Source organism: Streptomyces sp. NBC_01237 (assembly GCF_035917275.1).
Taxonomy (GTDB): domain Bacteria; phylum Actinomycetota; class Actinomycetes; order Streptomycetales; family Streptomycetaceae; genus Streptomyces.
The window spans coordinates 752,503-769,252 of record NZ_CP108508.1 but is presented as its reverse complement, the minus strand read 5'-3'; the positions used below and the strand labels follow the sequence as shown (position 1 = coordinate 769,252).

14 protein-coding genes and 1 pseudogene are annotated in these 16,750 nt (G+C 72.6%); 11 read left to right on the top strand and 4 right to left on the bottom strand.

Translation table 11 applies throughout. The features are described 5' to 3' along the window. The first annotated feature begins 8 nt into the window (after nt 1-8). The 3 genes from OG251_RS03510 (at nt 9) to OG251_RS03500 (ending at nt 4,364) form a co-directional block, all read left to right on the top strand. Entirely contained in the window at nt 9-2,105 is a 2,097-nt protein-coding gene (locus OG251_RS03510; RefSeq protein ID WP_326675580.1) for a xanthine dehydrogenase family protein molybdopterin-binding subunit, read from the top strand. Nucleotides 2,106-2,339: 234 nt separating this feature from the next. Beyond that, nucleotides 2,340-2,798, top strand: a complete 459-nt coding sequence (locus OG251_RS03505) for an ATP-binding protein (protein ID WP_326675578.1) — start codon at nt 2,340-2,342, stop codon at nt 2,796-2,798. Between the two features lie 153 nt (nt 2,799-2,951). Beyond that, nucleotides 2,952-4,364, top strand: coding sequence for an NADP-dependent succinic semialdehyde dehydrogenase (locus tag OG251_RS03500; protein ID WP_326675576.1), 1,413 nt, complete (start codon nt 2,952-2,954; stop codon nt 4,362-4,364). Here the strand turns inward: OG251_RS03500 and OG251_RS03495 are convergent. Continuing rightward, nucleotides 4,304-4,546, bottom strand: a complete 243-nt coding sequence (locus OG251_RS03495) for a hypothetical protein (RefSeq protein ID WP_326675575.1) — start codon at nt 4,544-4,546, stop codon at nt 4,304-4,306. The two genes, OG251_RS03500 and OG251_RS03495, sit on opposite strands and share 61 nt — an antisense overlap. Nucleotides 4,547-4,675: 129 nt before the next feature. On the opposite strand from OG251_RS03495, the gene OG251_RS03490 reads away from it, so the two are divergent. Beyond that, nucleotides 4,676-5,635, top strand: a complete 960-nt coding sequence (locus tag OG251_RS03490) for a D-2-hydroxyacid dehydrogenase family protein (protein ID WP_326675573.1) — start codon at nt 4,676-4,678, stop codon at nt 5,633-5,635. A 76-nt stretch (nt 5,636-5,711) separates the two neighbouring features. On the opposite strand, the gene OG251_RS03485 is transcribed toward OG251_RS03490, so the two are convergent. Continuing rightward, nucleotides 5,712-6,827: a baeRF3 domain-containing protein gene (locus OG251_RS03485; protein WP_326675572.1), complete on the bottom strand. Its 1,116-nt coding sequence runs from the start codon at nt 6,825-6,827 to the stop codon at nt 5,712-5,714. A 128-nt stretch (nt 6,828-6,955) separates the two neighbouring features. Here OG251_RS03485 and OG251_RS03480 point away from each other — a divergent pair, with 128 nt between their 5' ends. Together OG251_RS03480 and glsA are read left to right on the top strand one after the other, a co-directional pair. Then, complete coding sequence (locus OG251_RS03480) at nt 6,956-7,090, top strand: hypothetical protein (RefSeq protein WP_326675571.1); 135 nt, start codon at nt 6,956-6,958, stop codon at nt 7,088-7,090. Between the two features lie 13 nt (nt 7,091-7,103). Then, complete coding sequence (gene glsA, locus OG251_RS03475; protein ID WP_326675570.1) at nt 7,104-8,456, top strand: glutaminase A; 1,353 nt, start codon at nt 7,104-7,106, stop codon at nt 8,454-8,456. Between the two features lie 151 nt (nt 8,457-8,607). Here glsA and OG251_RS03470 read toward each other — a convergent pair whose 3' ends face one another. Beyond that, a complete protein-coding gene (locus OG251_RS03470; protein ID WP_326675569.1) occupies nt 8,608-9,432 on the bottom strand; it encodes an endonuclease I family protein in 825 nt (274 codons plus the stop codon). Nucleotides 9,433-9,764: 332 nt separating this feature from the next. On the opposite strand from OG251_RS03470, the gene OG251_RS03465 reads away from it, so the two are divergent. The 5 genes and pseudogenes from OG251_RS03465 to OG251_RS03445 all read left to right on the top strand — a co-directional run bounded on the left by OG251_RS03465 (nt 9,765) and on the right by OG251_RS03445 (nt 15,640). Then, nucleotides 9,765-9,983: a hypothetical protein gene (locus tag OG251_RS03465; RefSeq protein ID WP_326675567.1), complete on the top strand. Its 219-nt coding sequence runs from the start codon at nt 9,765-9,767 to the stop codon at nt 9,981-9,983. Between the two features lie 264 nt (nt 9,984-10,247). Further along, nucleotides 10,248-11,405 (top strand): methyltransferase, encoded by a 1,158-nt coding sequence (locus tag OG251_RS03460; RefSeq protein WP_326675565.1) that lies wholly within the window; start codon nt 10,248-10,250, stop codon nt 11,403-11,405. A gap of 115 nt (nt 11,406-11,520) precedes the next feature. Next, nucleotides 11,521-12,711 (top strand): acyl-CoA dehydrogenase family protein, encoded by a 1,191-nt coding sequence (locus OG251_RS03455; protein WP_326675564.1) that lies wholly within the window; start codon nt 11,521-11,523, stop codon nt 12,709-12,711. A 9-nt stretch (nt 12,712-12,720) separates the two neighbouring features. Continuing rightward, nucleotides 12,721-13,314, top strand: a pseudogene (locus tag OG251_RS03450) (oxygenase MpaB family protein); the annotation flags it as partial. Between the two features lie 28 nt (nt 13,315-13,342). Then, the gene (locus tag OG251_RS03445) at nt 13,343-15,640 is read left to right on the top strand and encodes a serine/threonine-protein kinase (protein WP_326675561.1); all 2,298 of its coding nucleotides are present in this window, start codon (nt 13,343-13,345) and stop codon (nt 15,638-15,640) included. Nucleotides 15,641-15,772: 132 nt separating this feature from the next. Here the strand turns inward: OG251_RS03445 and OG251_RS03440 are convergent, their stop codons facing one another. Then, a complete protein-coding gene (locus OG251_RS03440; RefSeq protein ID WP_326675560.1) occupies nt 15,773-16,747 on the bottom strand; it encodes an acetylxylan esterase in 975 nt (324 codons plus the stop codon). Between the last annotated feature and the right edge of the window lie 3 nt (nt 16,748-16,750).

The following is a 16,750-nucleotide window of genomic DNA, read 5'->3' as shown; positions in this document are numbered from 1 at the left end:
ACCCCGCCATGACCCACGCCCCCCACCCGCTGGGCGCCCCCGTCGTCCGCCGCGAGGCCCTGGACAAGGTCACCGGCAGCGCGCGCTACGCGTCGGAGCACACCCCGCCCGGCTGTCTGTACGCCTGGCCCGTCCCCGCCGCCATCGCCTCCGGGCGCGTCACCGCCGTGCGCACCGCCGACGCCCTCGCCGTCCCCGGCGTCCACGCCGTCCTCACCCACGAGAACGCCCCTCGGCTCAAGGAGCCCGACGACCCCATCCTCGCCCTCCTCCAGGACGACCGGGTCCCGCATCGCGGCTGGTACATCGCCCTCGTGGTGGCGGACAGCCTCGAATCCGCCAGGGAGGGCGCCGAGGCCCTCCTCATCGAGTACGCGAGCGCCCCGCACGATGTCACGCTCACCGAGGACCACCCGGGCCTCTACACCCCGGAACAGGCCAACGGCGGCCACCCGGCCGTCCGGGAACGCGGCGACTTCGACGGAGCCTTCAGGGCGGCCCCCGTACAGATCGACGCGACCTACCGCCTCGGCGCCCTGCACAACCACCCCATGGAGCCGCACGCCTCCACCGCGGTGTGGGCCGACGGGCATCTGAGCGTCCATGACTCCAGTCAGGGCTCCACCTCGGTCCGCGACAGCCTCGCCTCCGCCTTCGGCCTCGAACCCTCGCGGATCACCGTCGTCTCCGAGCACGTCGGCGGCGGCTTCGGCTCCAAGGGCACCGCGCGCCCGCAGGTGGTGCTCGCCGCGATGGCCGCCCGGCACACCGGACGTCCGGTCAAACTCTCCCTGCCTCGAGGTCAGTTGGCCGGGGTCGTCGGGCACCGTGCCCCCACGCTCCAGCGGGTACGGCTCGGCGCCGACCTCGACGGAATCCTCACGGCGCTCGCCCATGAGGCGGTCACCCACACCTCCACGGTCAAGGAGTTCGTCGAGCAGTCCGCCGTGCCCGCCCGCACCATGTACATCTCCCCGCACAGCCGCACCACCCACCGGGTGGCCGTACTGGACGTCCCCAGCCCGTCCTGGATGCGCGCACCGGGGGAGGCGTCCGGGATGTACGCGCTGGAGTCGGCGATGGACGAACTGGCCTGCGCGCTCGGTGTCGACCCGGTCGAACTGCGCGTGCGCAACGAACCGGCGAGCGAACCGGACAGCGGCCGCCCGTTCAGCAGCCGGGGTCTGTCCGCCTGCCTGCGCGAGGGCGCCGAACGCTTCGGCTGGTACGACCGGGACCCCGCGCCCGCCATCCGCCGGGACGGGCCGTGGCTGCTCGGCACCGGGGTGGCCTCGGCGACGTACCCCGTACTCGTCTCCCGCTCCAGCGCGTCGGCGCACGCGGCCCCGGACGGCGGCTACCGCATCGCCGTCAACGCCACGGACATCGGCACCGGTGCGCGTACGGTCCTCGCGCAGATCGCCGCCTCGGTCCTGGGCACACCCGTGGAGAACATCCGGATCGCCATCGGCGACAGCGACCTGCCCACCGCCCCGCTGGCCGGCGGTTCCTCCGGTACGGCCTCCTGGGGCTGGGCGGTGCACAAGGCCGCCACCGCCCTCGCCGCACGGCTGGGCGAGCACACCGGGCCGCTCCCGGCCGACGGGCTCACCGTCACCGCCGACACCGAGGAGGAGACCGCCGCGGAGTCCCCGTACGCGCGTCACGCCTTCGGCGCCCACTTCGCCGAGGTGGCCGTCGACACCGTCACGGGAGAGATCCGGGTACGCCGGCTGCTCGGCGTGTACGCGGCCGGGCGCATCCTCAACTCCCGTACCGCACGCTCCCAGTTCATCGGCGGCATGGCCATGGGTCTGGGCATGGCGCTGACCGAGGGAAGCAGCATGGACCCCATCTTCGGCGACTTCACCCAGAGCGATCTCGCCTCCTACCATGTGCCGGTCCACGCGGACGTGCCCGACATCCAGGCCCACTGGATCGACGAGGAGGACCCCCACCTCAACCCCATGGGCAGCAAGGGCATCGGGGAGATCGGCATCGTCGGCACCGCCGCCGCCATCGGGAACGCCGTGCGCCACGCCACCGGAGCGAGGCTGCGTGAACTGCCGCTCACCCCGGACCGGCTTCTGCCCTATCTGCCCTGACCCGTCGAAGGTGCGGGGCGGAGACCGGCTCCCGACCGGGGAGTGCGGGCCCGACAGAAGATCCGGCCCCCGAAAACCGCACTATCAGGTCAAATGGCCTATCTGTTGCGCATTCGACACTGCCGGGTCACCCTAATGAGTGACCCATACGTGATAAGTGCTCACGCTTCGTATTCGGGGGTCGGTGGTTCATCAGGGTGAAGCACGTGGGCCTCGTGGTGAGGAGCCTCGACGATGACCGTTCCACTCGACCGGCACTACCTGGTCGAACTGCAGGTGTCCGCAGAGCGGGTTCCCCAGCTGCGGCGGATCGTCGCCGCACACCTGCGTCACTGGAGCCTCGAACTGCACGTCCGGCCGGTGTGCCGGGCCCTGGACGAGCTCCTGACCAACGTCCGCCGGCATGTCGGTGACGACAACGCGTGCGTCATCGAACTCCGCTGGACGGGACGGCACCTGACGGTGTCGGTTTCCGACAACGGGAGCGAGATGCCCCGGCTGCTCGGCACCGGCGGCGGACTGAGCCGGGTCATGGCCCTCAGCGACAGCTGGGGAACCTGCCGGACCACCGACGGAAAAGTGGTCTGGTTCACCCGCTACGCGGAGGCGCCGCGCACCGCGGACCTGCTGCCGCTCACGCCGCCGGACGGCGTACGCGAAACCCGGCTCCAGCCGCTCGCCGTTCTGGTGTGAGCGTCGCGCACGGCTCTCCGGCCGGTGCGGATCGGGTGCCCCCGCGCACGCATGATCCGCGCCGGCCGGGTACGTGTGGGGGACGAGGGGCCGCGTTGCGCGGCGGCGCGAGGCGCGGCACGGTCGGAGTACCGATGCAAGGAGGCCACTGCCATGCCCATCGCGACGGTCAACCCCGCGAACGGCGAGCTGCTCAAGGCGTACGAAGCGCTGGGCGAGGAGGAGATCGAGAGCAGGCTCGCCGCCGCCGAGAGCACCTTCCGCCACTACCGGACCACCACGTTCGCCGAACGGGCGGAGCGGCTGAACCGGGCCGCCGACCTGCTGGACGAGGACCGGGACGACATCGCCCGCACCATGACCACCGAAATGGGGAAACCCATCGGGGCGGCCCGCGCGGAGGCCGCGAAGTGCGCCAGGGCGATGCGCTGGTACGCGGCCAACGCCGAACGGCTGCTGTCCGACGAGCACCCCACGGACGCCGACGCGCACGACTCCGGTGCCTCCCGTGCCCTGGTCCGCTACCGCCCCCTCGGCGTCGTCCTCGCCGTGATGCCGTGGAACTTCCCGCTGTGGCAGGTGGTGCGCTTCGCCGCCCCCGCGCTGATGGCGGGCAACGTCGGACTGCTCAAGCACGCCTCGAACGTGCCGGGGACCGCCCTGTACCTGGAGGATCTGTTCCACCGGGCCGGCTTTCCCGCAGGCTGCTTCCGGACGCTGCTGGTCGGCTCCGGCGCCATCGAGGCGATCCTGCGGGACAGCAGGGTCGTCGCCGCCACCCTCACCGGCAGCGAACCGGCCGGCCGCTCGGTCGCGGCGATCGCGGGCGACGAGGTGAAGAAGACCGTACTGGAACTGGGCGGCAGCGACCCGTACCTCGTCCTGCCGTCGGCGGACGTCGAGCAGGCGGCCGCGACGGCGGTGACGGCGCGCGTCCAGAACAACGGCCAGTCCTGCATCGCCGCCAAGCGCTTCATCGTCCACACCGACGTGTACGACGCGTTCGCCGAGCGCTTCACCGCGGGCATGGCCGCCCTGACCGTCGGGGACCCGATGGAGGAGTCCACCGACATCGGACCGCTCGCCAGCGAGCAGGGCCGCACCGACCTGGAGGAGCTGGTCGACGACGCCGTGGACCGGGGCGCGAGCGTGCTGTGCGGCGGCGGCAGGCCGGAGAACCTGGGCGGCGGCCTGGACCGGGGCTGGTTCTACCGCCCCACCGTGCTCGCCGGGATCACCCCGTCGATGCGCGTCCACCGCGAGGAGACCTTCGGCCCGGTGGCCACGCTCTACCGCGTCGCCGACCTGGACGAAGCGGTGAGCCTGGCCAACGACACCCCGTTCGGGCTCAGTTCCAACGTATGGACGAGGGACCCGGCGGAGATGGACCGCTGCGTACGCGACCTGGAGGCGGGCGGTGTCTTCTTCAACGGGATGACGGCCTCGCACCCGGCGCTGCCCTTCGGCGGAGTCAAGCGCTCCGGCTACGGACGGGAGCTCGCCGGTCACGGCATCCGCGAGTTCTGCAACGCCACCACGGTCTGGTACGGCCCCGTCCGCCCGTAGCCGTAGCCGTAGCCGTAGCCGTAGCCGTAGCCGTAGCCGTAGCCGTAGCCGTAGCCGTGGTGGCAGACGTGCTTGTCGCCCTTCTCATCCTTGGGCCGTGGGCCGGACGACGAGTTCGGTGACATCCACACCGGCGGTCTGAGGGCGTGGAGGACCGCCTCACCGGTCGCGGCGGCGGTCATCGCGATGTCCGTCCGATCAGTCCGCCGGCCGGCCCCGGAGCGGCCGACGCGCCCGCTACCCGAGGGACCGCCGTTCTTCGTCATGGGCGATCATGAGGGCGTTGGATGCCACGAGGGGGAGAGAGTGCCGTGAAGCTGCGCTGTGCCGTGATCGACGACTTCCAGTCCGTCGCCACCACCGTCGTCGACTGGTCCCCGGTGGCCGAGGACGTCGAGGTCGTCCCGTTCCGCGAGCACTTCGGTACGGAGGGCGAACTGGCCGCCGCGCTGGCGGACTTCGAGATCGTGGTCACCCTGCGCGAACGCGTCCGTTTCCCGGCGACGCTGTTCGCCCGGCTGCCCCGGCTCAGGCTGCTCGTCGCCTCCGGTATGCGCAACTCCGTCATCGACTTCGCCGCCGCCGAACAGCACGGCGTCACCGTCTGCGGCACCGCCAGCTCCGTCACCGCACCCGTCGAGCTGACCTGGGCCCTGCTGCTCGGCCTGGCCCGGGGGATCGTTCCCGAGGCCACCGCCCTGCGTACCGGCGGCCCTTGGCAGTCCACCCTCGGGGCCGACCTGCACGGCAGGCGCCTCGGTCTGCTGGGTCTGGGCAGGATCGGCGGCCGGGTGGCCGCGGTCGGCGGGGCCTTCGGCATGGACGTCGTGGCGTGGAGTCAGAACCTCACGACGGAGCGCGCCGAGGAGGTCGGGGTCCGTCGTGCCGCCTCCAGGGAAGAACTGCTGGGGACCAGTGACTTCGTCTCCGTCCACCTGGCGCTCGGCGAGCGTACGCGGGGGCTGATCGGGGCGGCCGAACTCGCCCTCATGCGCCCCACCGCGTATCTGATCAACACCTCCCGGGCCGCCATCGTCGACCAGGACGCGCTGCTCGCCGCGCTGCACGGCGGAACCATCGCCGGTGCGGGCGTCGATGTGTTCGACGTGGAGCCCCTCCCGGCCGACCACCCGATGCGCACCGCACCGCGACTGCTGGCCACCCCGCACCTCGGCTATGTGTCGCGCGGCAACTACGAGACGTACTACGGCCAGGCGGTCGAGGACATCAGGGCGTTCCTCGCGGGCCGGCCCGTCCGCCGGCTCGGCTGACGGTGTGCGCCGGGCGGGCGCCTCGCGGTGTCACCGGCCGGGCGGGCGCCCCCCGGCCGCCCGCCTTTCCACCGGTTCAGTAGCGCAGGGCCGCCGCGATCCGTCCGTGTCCGGCGAGGGAGTCGTCGGCGACGAAGACCACGTCGGCGCCGCTGTCCAGGGCCGCCTCGACGAGTTCGTCCACGATGTCCTCGCGCACCTCTCCGTCCGCCGTCCGAGCGGCGTCCACGCCGACCGGCTCCAGATGCCCGTCCGTCACCCTGACGGTCCGCTGGACGTGTTCCTCCACCGCGACGAGACCGGCGCGACCCTCCCGTACGGCGGCCCACACCTCGTCGAGACCACCGGCGAACGTGTGGCTGCCGCGCGCGTGGTCGAGCCTGGTCTCGATCTCGTCCGCCGTCCGGCCCGACCCCGCCTCCAGTGCGGGCCGCAGCTCCCGGAGCAGTTCGGCGGGGGAGATGTCGGCCGGCGCTCCCTTGGTGACGCGGCCGATGGCCGTCCCGGCGCTCTCGCCGACCTCGTCGAGCAGCGCGAGCGCGGGCGCCAGACCGATGAGGTACAGGGGGCGCGGGTCCGCAGCGAGCACCGCGCGCAGCTTCTCGTCGACCGTACGCAGGAACTGCCGCGTCTCCTCGTCGCTGAAGGTGCTCGGGGTGTCGCCGATCCGCTCCTCGCGCTGCGGGTTCGGCGCCTCCTTGGGCGCCGTCAGCGGGAAGCCGTTCCGCTCCTCCGGGCGGACCGCGTCCGCGGTGCCGCTCCACAGGGCCGCGTGGTCGGCGGCGACGGTGAGCACCCAGAACGGCCGGGCCTGTGCCTTCGCGGCGACGAGGTTGCGGGTGAGGAAGGTGTCGCTCAGGACCACTCGTTCGGGTGCGGTACGCGGCAGCTGCCAGATCTGGTACTCCTCGGCCGTGGCGAGGATGACCAGCGAGTCCAGTGCCCGGCGCGGGTCCACCTCGGCGACCGCCCGGTCCAGCTGTTCCCGGACGGCGGCGCGGGCCTCGCGGGTCACCTGAGGGTCGGCCTCCAGCCGGTTGCCGGCCTCCGCCACGAGGTTGCGCAGCCGTACGGCGTCCTGGGCGTTGTCCGGGGCCCGGCGGTGGGTCGGCATGGTCAGGGAGACGGCCGGATAGGGCCTGGTCGCCCGCAGCTCCCTCAACAGACCGGCGGTCAGGGCATCCGTATCCATCGTTCCCTCCCAGGGCTTGTCCCCGCTCCCGTATGGAACAGGTGATTCAACGAGTTAATTCATACCTTTTGATCCTAATATGGGCGAATTGGTCATCAGGGGTTTTCTCCCGATTGGACGGAGCGTCCGTGAACCGGAACAGTCCTCCGCGGTTGCCGCGCGGCAACCGCGCCGCCCGCGCCCTGGTTCCCGCCGTGCCCGCGGCGGTGGTCCTCGCGGGGAGCGCGGCCCGCCCCCGGACCGCCCGGGCCGGGCGCGGCTGAGGGCCGGGCCCCGATGAGCGCCGCCGACGCCGTGACCGATGCCCTGCGGGAACTGCGCGCCGAGTTCATCGGCGTACGTGAGGGGCAACTGGCCGACTACATCCCGAAGTTGACCCTTGCCGACCCGGACGCCTTCGGGCTGGCCCTGGTCAGCATGGACGGACATCGCTACAGCATGGGTGAGGCGGAGATCCCCTTCACCCTTCAGTCGATCTCCAAGCCGTTCGTCTACGCGCTCGCCCTGTCCGTCCTCGGCCTCGACGAGGTGGGCCGCTGGGTGAGCGCGGAACCGAGCGGCGAGGCGTTCAACGCCATCAGCCTGGAACCGGTCACCGGACGGCCGGCCAACGCCATGGTCAACGCGGGCGCCATCGTCACCACCGCGCTGATCCCCGACACCCCCGACGAGCCCGCGTTCGACCGGATCCTGCACTGCCTGGGCAGCTTCGCCGGACGGCGTCTCGACGTCGACGAGGAGGTGTACGCCTCCGAGGCGGCGACCGGGGACCGCAACCGGGCGCTCGCCTATCTGATCCGCAGCGCCGGAACCCTGCCCGTCGACCCCGTGGCGGCGGTGGAGACGTACTTCCGGCAGTGTGCCGTCCGGGCCACCGCCGTCGATCTCGCCACGATGGCCGCGACCCTCGCCCACGGTGGCGTCAATCCACTCACGGGGGACACCGTGGTCTCGGCCGAGGTCGCGGCACAGGTCCTCGCCGTCATGGCCACCTGCGGCATGTACGACGCCTCCGGCGACTGGCTGCTGCGGGTCGGTCTGCCGGCCAAGAGCGGAGTGTCCGGCGGACTGATCGCGGCGGGCCCGGCCCGTTTCGGTCTGGCCACCTACAGCCCGCCGCTGGACGCGTCCGGCACGTCGGTGCGCGGGCACGCCGCGCTGGGCGCACTGTCGCGGCGGCTCGGACTCCATCTGATGAACAACCCGGCGCTCCCCGGATCCACCGTCACCCTCGCCACCACCGCCGACGATCTGCCGTCGGCGCCCGCCGACGACCGCGAACGCGCACTGCGGGAAAGGGTGGGGGTGGTCGCCGCGCAGGGCGCCCTCGACTTCACGGCCGCGGAACGGGTGCTCTACGCCCTGGACGAGTCCGGACCTGAGCGGACCGGCTCCGTCGTGCTCGACCTGCGCGAGGTCACCACCATCGACTCCGTGGCCCTCGCGATGCTGCACACCGGGCTCTCCCGGCTCGCGGGGGACGGCCGGCGCGCGGCTGTCGTCGACCCGGCGGACCGGCTCGGTCCGCCCGACCTCGTCAGGGAGCGCACCGGCCAGGATCTGCCGCGCTACGCCTCCCGCGAGCAGGCCGTCCAGTACTGCGCCCACGCACTGCCGGGGGCCGGCTGACCGGGGCGGCGCGTGCGGCGGAAGGGGCTCGGCCGGGAACGCTCCCCGACGCGGTGGCACGACGTGGCGCGGGAGGGCACCCGCGTTCAGGTGCGCGCCGCATCGTGCCGGACAGCCGTCCGCGTGGGGGAGCGTGGCCGGAGCGGTCCGCCTACCAGATGGCCTCGACCCATTCGGGGTGGTCGATGAACGGGTTCCGGTTGTGCTGGTACTGGTCGAATATGACGTCGTTGCGCCGCTGTTCGAAGGTGTCCGGCGGGTCTTCCTGGCTCCACTGCTTCAGTACGGACAGCTTGCCGATGTTCGGGGCGGAACCGTTTCCGACCCGGTCGTTGGGTTCGAGGTCGGCGAAGGAGTCGTCGCCCTCGTACCGCACCGCCATGTAGAGGATCATCCGGGCGACATCGCCCTTGACCGCGTCACGCGGTTCGAAGGAGTCGCTGTCGGTGTAGTTGCCCGGGGCCTCGCCCAACTGGCTGCCGCCGTTGTCGAAGTCCTTGTTGCCGCGGGTGGAGTTGACCGAGACATCCTCGGGGCGCAGGTGGTGGATGTCGGTGCCGGGGCCGGTCGCCGTGCCGAAGTCGCCGTGCGACTTGGCCCAGACGTGCTCCCGGTTCCACTGGTCCGCGTTGCCGCCGTTCTCGCTCTTGGACTGCGAGCGCCCGGTGTAGAGGAGGATGACGTTGGAGGAGTTGGCGGGGTCCTCGTCGGTGTTCTTGAGGGCGTCCCACACCTGGCTGTAGGAGAGCTTGGTCTGGTCGCTGATGATCGTGTGCAGGGCGCCCTTGAGCTCGGTACCGGTCTTGCCGAGGGCGTCCTGGTAGTACGTGTCGTCGAGGGCGGTGGACGGGGCCGCCGAGGCCGCTCCGTCCGGCCGGGGCTGGGCCGGTGCGGCGGCCGCGGTGCCCGCGAGCACGGCGACGGCGGCCGCGGTGGCCAGTAGTGGACGCGCGTAGAACAGGTGACGACGGGACATGTGGGGTGTCCTCTCCGGAACGCGGGCACCACGGACGCCGGCACTGGGTTGGGGACGGCATCGCGGTGGTCGTGTGGTGTGTGGTCAGCCGGGAGCCTTCCACACGCACCGTGCCCCCTGTGTGAACGCTGCGTACCTATCATGTGCAGGTCAAGTGAGGGTGGCCCGTACCGCCCCGCCGGGGCGCCTCGGCGGGGCCGCGACCAGTCCGGGAGCGGGTCCGGGAGTGGGTCCGGGACCGGCCCGGGACCGATCCCGGCGGGCGGCTTCCCGACCCGGATGCGGTCACGTCCGTGCGGCGCGAGAATTGCCGGGAAGGACGAGGAGGCGGCATGAGCGAAGAGCCCGAATCCGTATCCGTGACCACACCTGTGCCCGAGTGGCAGGAGGTGACTCCCGACCGTCTTCTGCACACGGGCGGGAGCGACCGGCCGACCGCGGAGGACCTGGTGCTCGCCTCCGGGCGGGATCTGACACCGCAGACGCTGGAGTGGGCGCGGCGCAAGCTGGCCGCCGAGGGGCGGTCGGCCATCGACAAGCAGCTTCCGTAGCGGGTCCGGAGGAGCGGCCGGGAGCGGCCGGGAGCGCGGGGCCCGGCGACGGCCGGCCCCGCCGATGGCCGCCGGACGCGTGCGTCCCGTGAGGGTGGCGCGGCGGGATGCGGGCAAGCGCCGGGGTGCGCGCGGTGACGGGCTGAACCGGCGGTGAGGTGTGCGTGGCGACGCTGGCGAACCGGCGCCGGGGCGGCCCGGGCGGCCCGGGTGCGCAGGGCGCCCCCGGAGGTTTCACCGGCGCTCGGCTAGCCTGGGTGCACAATGAACCGTTTGACGACGTCACAGGGCGCTTTCGATCTCGCCCGCTTCCCCGAGCACCCGCGCGACCCGTTCCGGGCGTGGGACGCGGCCGATGAGTATCTGCTGCGGCAGCTGGAGGACCCCGACGCCGCCGCGCCCGTCGACCTCTCCGGCACCGTGGTCGTCGTGGGCGACCGCTGGGGCGCTCTGACCACCGTGCTCGCGGACCACCGGCCCGTACAGATCACCGACTCGTACCTCGCGCAGCGCGCCACCCTGGCGAACCTCGCCCGCAACGGGACCGACGGCGACCGGGTGCGGCTGCTGTCCGCACGCGACACCCCGCCGGACCGGATCGACGTGCTGCTGGTGAGGGTGCCCAAGAGTCTCGCCCTCCTGGAGGACCAGCTGCACCGCCTCGCGCCGTCCGTCCACGCGGGCACCGTGGTGATCGGCACCGGCATGGTCAAGGAGATCCACACCTCCACGCTCAAGCTCTTCGAGCGGATCCTCGGGCCGACCCGCACCTCCCTCGCGGTGAAGAAGGCGCGGCTGATCTTCTGCACCCCCGGACCGGACCGGACCTCCGCGCCCAGCCCGTGGCCGTACCGCTACGAGCTGCCCGGCGACGTCGGCGCCGTGTCCGGCCGCACCGTGACCAACCATGCCGGGATCTTCTGCGCCGAACGCCTCGACATCGGCACCCGCTTCTTCCTCAACCACCTGCCCGCGCGCACCGGCCCCGACCATGTCGTCGACCTGGGCTGCGGCAACGGTGTCCTCGGTCTGTCCGCCGCACTCGCCAATCCCGACGCGGCGCTCACCTTCGTCGACGAGTCCTACCAGGCGGTCGCGTCGGCCGAGGCGACCTTCCGGGCCAACACGCCCGCCGGCGCCAAGGCCGACTTCATCGTCGGCGACGGTCTCGCGGACCTCGCCCCCGGCAGCGTGGACCTGGTGCTCAACAACCCGCCGTTCCACTCCCATCTGGCCACCACCGACGCCACCGCCCGCAACATGTTCCACGCGGCGCGCACGGCGCTGCGGCAGGGCGGTGAACTCTGGGTCGTCGGCAACCGGCATCTCGGCTACCACACCCAGCTGCGCCGGACCTTCGGCAACTGCGTCACCGTGGCCGGTGACCCGAAGTTCGTCGTCCTGCGCGCCGTCAAGCGCTGACGGCGGACGGCGGCTTTCCGGTCCTCCGGTCGTCGCCCTTCCAGATTCTTGCAACACGTTCTACTCTGTGCGCCGCCGCGCACGGACGACGCGAACGCGAGACTCTGGAGGGGCAGTGCACCTCGAATACACGCCTGAGCAGCAGCAGTTGCGCGCCGAGCTGCGCGCGTACTTCGCCGGCCTGGTCCCCGACAACGCCTATGCGCGCTACGCGGAACCCGCCGCTCAGAAACGCTTCTACCGCGAGACCATCCGCCGGCTCGGCACCGACGGCTGGCTCGGCGTCGGCTGGCCCCGCGAGTACGGCGGACGCGGGCTGTCCCCGATGGAACAGTTCATCTTCTTCGACGAGGCCGCCCAGGCCGGCGTACCGCTGCCGCTGATGGCCCTCAACACCGTCGGACCGACGATCATGCAGTTCGGCACCGACGAGCAGAAGGAGTACTTCCTGCCCAAGGTGCTCGCCGGGGAGCTCGACTTCGCGATCGGCTACAGCGAACCCGACGCGGGCACCGACCTCGCCGCCCTGCGGACCAGGGCCGTCCGTGAGGGCGACGAGGCCACCGGCCACTACACCGTCAACGGGCAGAAGATCTGGACCACCAACGGCGACACCGCCGACTGGGTCTGGCTCGCCGTGCGCACCGACCCCGGGGCGCCGCCGCACAAGGGCATCACCATGCTGCTGGTGCCGACGGACGACCCCGGATACTCCTGCACCCTGATCAACACGCTCGCCTCGCACGACACCACCGCCAGCTACTACGAGAACATCAAGGTCCCCGTCTCCCGGCGCGTCGGCGAGGAGAACAAGGGCTGGCGCCTCATCACCAACCAGCTCAACCACGAACGCGTCACCCTCGCCGCCCACGGCACCATGGCCGTCCGCGCCCTGCACAACGTCCAGCGCTGGGCCGCCGACACCAGACTGACCGACGGCCGCCGCGTCATCGACCTCGGCTGGGTCCGGGCCCTGCTCGCCCGCACCCACACCCGGCTCGACGCGATGAAACTCCTCAACTGGCAGATGGTCTCCGCGCTCCAGGACGCCACCCTCACCCCGCAGGACGCCTCGGCCGTGAAGGTGTACGGCTCCGAGGCCCGCCGCGACGCCTACGCGTGGCTGATGGAGATCGTCGGATCGGCGGGGCCCCTCAAGGAGGGCTCGGCGGGCGCGGTCCTGCACGGCGAACTCGAACGCGGCTACCGGTCCGCCGTCATCTTCACCTTCGGCGGGGGCAACAACGAGATCCAGCGGGAGATCATCTCGTGGATCGGCCTCGGAATGCCGCGCGTACGCCGGTGAGCGGGAGGTACCTACGGCACCACCGGGGCCGCCGAGACGGCGGGCGCCGGGGTGCACTGCGCCGAGGCCGACTCCTGCCTCCAGGTCGAACGCCGCTCCGGCTGTCCGCTCGCCGACGCCCGGGCCGACCGCTGTGTCGACGAACACCGCGAGGGGGCGCGCCCGGTCGGCCTCGATCCGGACCACGTCCCCGCCTCCGCCGCACACCTCGCCGCCTGCTTCGACCGGGTGCTCCCCGAACTCCTCGCCAGGCAGGAGGCGTTCGGGGGCGACGGCTTTCTCCGCAGGCCGCCCGTCCACGCCCTCCTCGTCCCGGCGCGTGCGCTGCTCCGGCGGCGCGTGGCGGCACTCGGCTACCCGGCGCTGCCTCCGTACGCCCATGAGCCGTACGGCAGACCAGCGCCGCCCCCGCACGTCGTCGACCGCCGTCTGCGCGCCACCGGCGCCCTGCTGCGGGCCATCCCCGCCAGGCTGCGCCGGCAACTGCCGCCCGGACATACTCCGAAGGCGATGGCGCGGCTCGGCCCGGACAGCCGCCCCACCCCGTACAAACTCCGCGGCCGGGCCGCCATACTGGACGGGCCGGGGAGGGCGCAGCAGTAGGCGGAGCGACGGGGGCGAGAAGCAGGCGATGGCGGACACCAGGCTGATCCAGAGCCGGTACCGGCTGCTCGATGTGATCGGGCGCGGGGGCATGGGTGAGGTGTGGCGGGCCCGGGACGAGTCGCTCGGCCGCCAGGTCGCCGTCAAATGCCTCAAGCCGCTGGGGCCCCAGCACGATCAGTCCTTCACCCGGATCCTGCGCGAACGCTTCCGTCGCGAGGCCCGGGTGGCCGCCGCGCTCCAGCACCGGGGCGTCACCGTCGTCCATGACTTCGGCGAGCACGAGGGCGTCCTCTTCCTGGTCATGGAACTCCTGGACGGGAGCAATCTGAGCCAGCTCCTGGAGGGGAACGCACAGCACCCGCTGCCGGTCGAGGACGTCGTCGACATCGCGGAGCAGGTCGCCGACGCCCTCGGCTACACCCATCAGCAGGGCATCGTGCACCGGGACCTCAAGCCCGCCAACATCATGCGCCTCGCCGACGGCACGGTGAAGATCTGCGACTTCGGCATCGCGCGGCTCGGCCACGACATCGGCTTCACCTCGCGTCTCACCGGCACGGGCATCGCGATGGGCACCCCGCACTACATGTCGCCCGAGCAGATCAGCGGCGGCCAGGTCGACCACCGCAGCGACCTCTACTCGCTGGGCTGCGTGCTGTACGAGATCGCCACCGGCGTACCGCCGTTCGACCTGGACGATGCCTGGGCCATCCTGGTCGGACACCGCGACACCCAGCCGCAGCCGCTGCGCACCCACCGCGCCGAACTCCCGGGATTCCTCGACCGCGTCGTCCTCGACCTGCTGGCCAAGACCCCCGACGAGCGGCCCACCGACGCGGGAGACCTGCGCCGCCGCATCGTCCTCGGGCGGACCGGCGGACAGCCCTACGCGGGCCTGTCCGGGCCGGACCGTCCCGCCCCGCACGCCTCCGTCCCGCTGCCGGGCCGCCCGGCCGCGGCCCGGCAGCCGGCTCTGCCGTCGTGGACCCGCAGCATGACCACGGGGCACAAGGCGGGCGGGGGGCGCCCCGGCCCGCAGCTGCCCGACCACACGGCCGGACTGACCGGACAGTGGACGACCGGCGTCGTACTGCCGACGTCCTCGGCCGGTCACCCCTCCGGTCACCCGTCCGGTCACCCGTCGGTCCGCCCGGAGACCCCCCTTCCCACTCCCTCGCCCGAATCGCTCGCCACCCTCGCCGAACGGCACCGCGCGGGCATCGACCTCGGCCGCCGCGGCCACTGGCACGAGGCGGGCGGGGTCCACCGCTCGGTCGCCGCCGAGCGGGAACAGGTACTCGGCCCCGATCACCCCGACACGCTCGCCAGCCGCTACGAGGTCGGGTTCACCCTCAGCCGCACCGGCCGTGCCACCGACGCGCTGCGGGAGTTCGGCCGGGTCGCCGAGGGCCGCGCGCGCACACTGGGCCCGGACCACCCGGAGACCCTGGCAGCCCGTCAGGAGACCGCGTACGTACTGGGCCAGCTCGGCCGGCACCTCGACGCCCACCAGGTGTACGCGGCCGTCCTCGTGTCCAGGGAGCGCTCGATGGGGCCCGACCACCCGGACACCCTGCGCTGCCGCCACAACCTGGCGTTCAGCCTCAGCAGGCTCGGACGTCCGGAGGACGCGTACCGGATGGCCCGGGAGGTCGCGGACGCGCGTGCCCGGCTGCTCGGCGCGGCGCACCCCGACACCCTCGTCACCCTGTACGAGGTGGCGTACACCCTCGGTCAGCTGGGCCGCTGGGAGGAGGCGCTGCGGACCTACGAGGGTGTCGCGCGGGCCCGTGCCGTCGCGCTCGGCGCCGACCATCCCGACACCCTCGCCGCCCGTTACGAGGTGGGCATCAGCCTCGGCAGGCTGGGGCGCGGCACCGAGGCGCTGGAGCTGTACCGCGCCCTGGTCGAGGACCGGACGAGGATCAACGGGCCCGCCGACGCGGAGACCCTGCGCGCCCGCCACATACTCGGCGTCAACCTGGGCCGGGCCGCCCGCTGGGAGGAGGCGCTCGTCGAGTCGCTGGACGTGTGCGCGATCCGGGAGCGGACCCTGGGCCCGGATCACCCCGACACCCTGGTCAGCCGCCGCGAGGTGGCCGTCGGCATGGGCTGGCTGGGCCGCTGGGCGGACGCGCTCACCGTCTACCGGCAGGTCGCCGAGGCCCGCGACCGGATCCTGGGCGCGGACCACCCCGACGCCCTGGCCAGCCGCAACGACGAGGCGCACTGCCTGGAACGGCTGGGGCGCGGCGCCGAGGCCGCGGAGCTGTACCGGTCGGTCGCCGCGCGCCACGGACAGGGCGCCCTCCCACCGCACTGAGCCGACGCCGCGCCAGGGGGCCTCCCCGCGGGGGTGCTCGGCGGGGTCGGTCACGGCACGGCACACAGAGGGGGCGGGCGTCCGGTGCGGCGAAGGTGTTCCGCCCACCGGATGCCCGCCCCCGCCGGACGGCTACTGGCCGAACACGCCCCGCAGCGCGGCGAGCTTGCGCGGCAGGTCGTACTCCGCACCGCCCTCGTGCCCGTTGTACGTGAACACCTCGATCTCGGCCGGTCCCGCGTAACGGTGATAGGCCGCGAACACCGTCGAGGAGGGACAGATCTTGTCCATCAGCCCCACCGAGAACCACGCCGGAGCGGTCGCCCGCGCCGCGAAGTTGACGCCGTCGAAGTACGACAGGGTCTCCATCGCCTCCTCGGCCCGGAACCGGTGCCCCGAGAGCCAGCGGGCGATCTCCGCGTACGGCCCGGCGTCCGTGATCTGGGAGGCGCGCCGGTAGTGGCAGAGGAAGGGCACATCGGCGACCGCCGCCGCCAGGTCGTCGCGCAGCCCGGCGACGGCGAGCGCGAGCCCGCCGCCCTGGCTGCCGCCGAGGACCGCGACCCGCGAGGAGTCCACGGCCTCATGGGCCTTCGCCGCGTCGACGGCCCGCACCGCGTCGGTGATGAGCCGGCGGTAGTAGTGCTTGTACGGGTCCTCGATGCCCCGGGTGAGGAAGCCGGGGGAGGAGGAACCGTGCCCGTCCGGCCCGATGTCCGCGGTGTCCGCGGTCTGCTTGCCACCGCCGCCCTGGCCCCGGTTGTCCATGATCAGGTGGGCGTAGCCGAGCGCGCTCCAGGTCAGCCAGGAGTAGGGGATGCCGCGGCCGCCGTTGTAGCCGATGTACTGCACCACCGCGGGCAGCGGGCCCGAGCGGACCTTGGGCAGCATCAGCCAGGCCTTCACGGGCTGGCCGCCCCAGCCGCGGAACGTCACGTCGAAGACGTCGACGGTCGCGAACCCGGCGTCGTACGGCACGAACTCGGCGTCGAGGCCGTGGCGTTCCGTCTCGGTCAGGGTCTTCGCCCAGAAGGCGTCGAAGTCGGCCGGCTCCTGCGGCTCCGGCCGGTATTCGCGCAGCCGCTCCAGGGGCATGTCGAACAGCAAGGG

Bases quoted from the DNA above. Each gene is read 5' to 3' on its own strand.
- OG251_RS03510 (WP_326675580.1), top strand. From the start codon at position 9: ATGACCCACGCCCCCCACCCGCTGGGCGCCCCCGTCGTCCGCCGCGAG.
- OG251_RS03505 (WP_326675578.1), top strand. From the start codon at position 2,340: ATGACCGTTCCACTCGACCGGCACTACCTGGTCGAACTGCAGGTGTCC.
- OG251_RS03500 (WP_326675576.1), top strand. From the start codon at position 2,952: ATGCCCATCGCGACGGTCAACCCCGCGAACGGCGAGCTGCTCAAGGCG.
- OG251_RS03495 (WP_326675575.1), bottom strand. From the start codon at position 4,546: ATGACCGCCGCCGCGACCGGTGAGGCGGTCCTCCACGCCCTCAGACCG.
- OG251_RS03485 (WP_326675572.1), bottom strand. From the start codon at position 6,827: ATGGATACGGATGCCCTGACCGCCGGTCTGTTGAGGGAGCTGCGGGCG.
- glsA (WP_326675570.1), top strand. From the start codon at position 7,104: ATGAGCGCCGCCGACGCCGTGACCGATGCCCTGCGGGAACTGCGCGCC.
- OG251_RS03470 (WP_326675569.1), bottom strand. From the start codon at position 9,432: ATGTCCCGTCGTCACCTGTTCTACGCGCGTCCACTACTGGCCACCGCG.
- OG251_RS03465 (WP_326675567.1), top strand. From the start codon at position 9,765: ATGAGCGAAGAGCCCGAATCCGTATCCGTGACCACACCTGTGCCCGAG.
- OG251_RS03460 (WP_326675565.1), top strand. From the start codon at position 10,248: ATGAACCGTTTGACGACGTCACAGGGCGCTTTCGATCTCGCCCGCTTC.
- OG251_RS03445 (WP_326675561.1), top strand. From the start codon at position 13,343: ATGGCGGACACCAGGCTGATCCAGAGCCGGTACCGGCTGCTCGATGTG.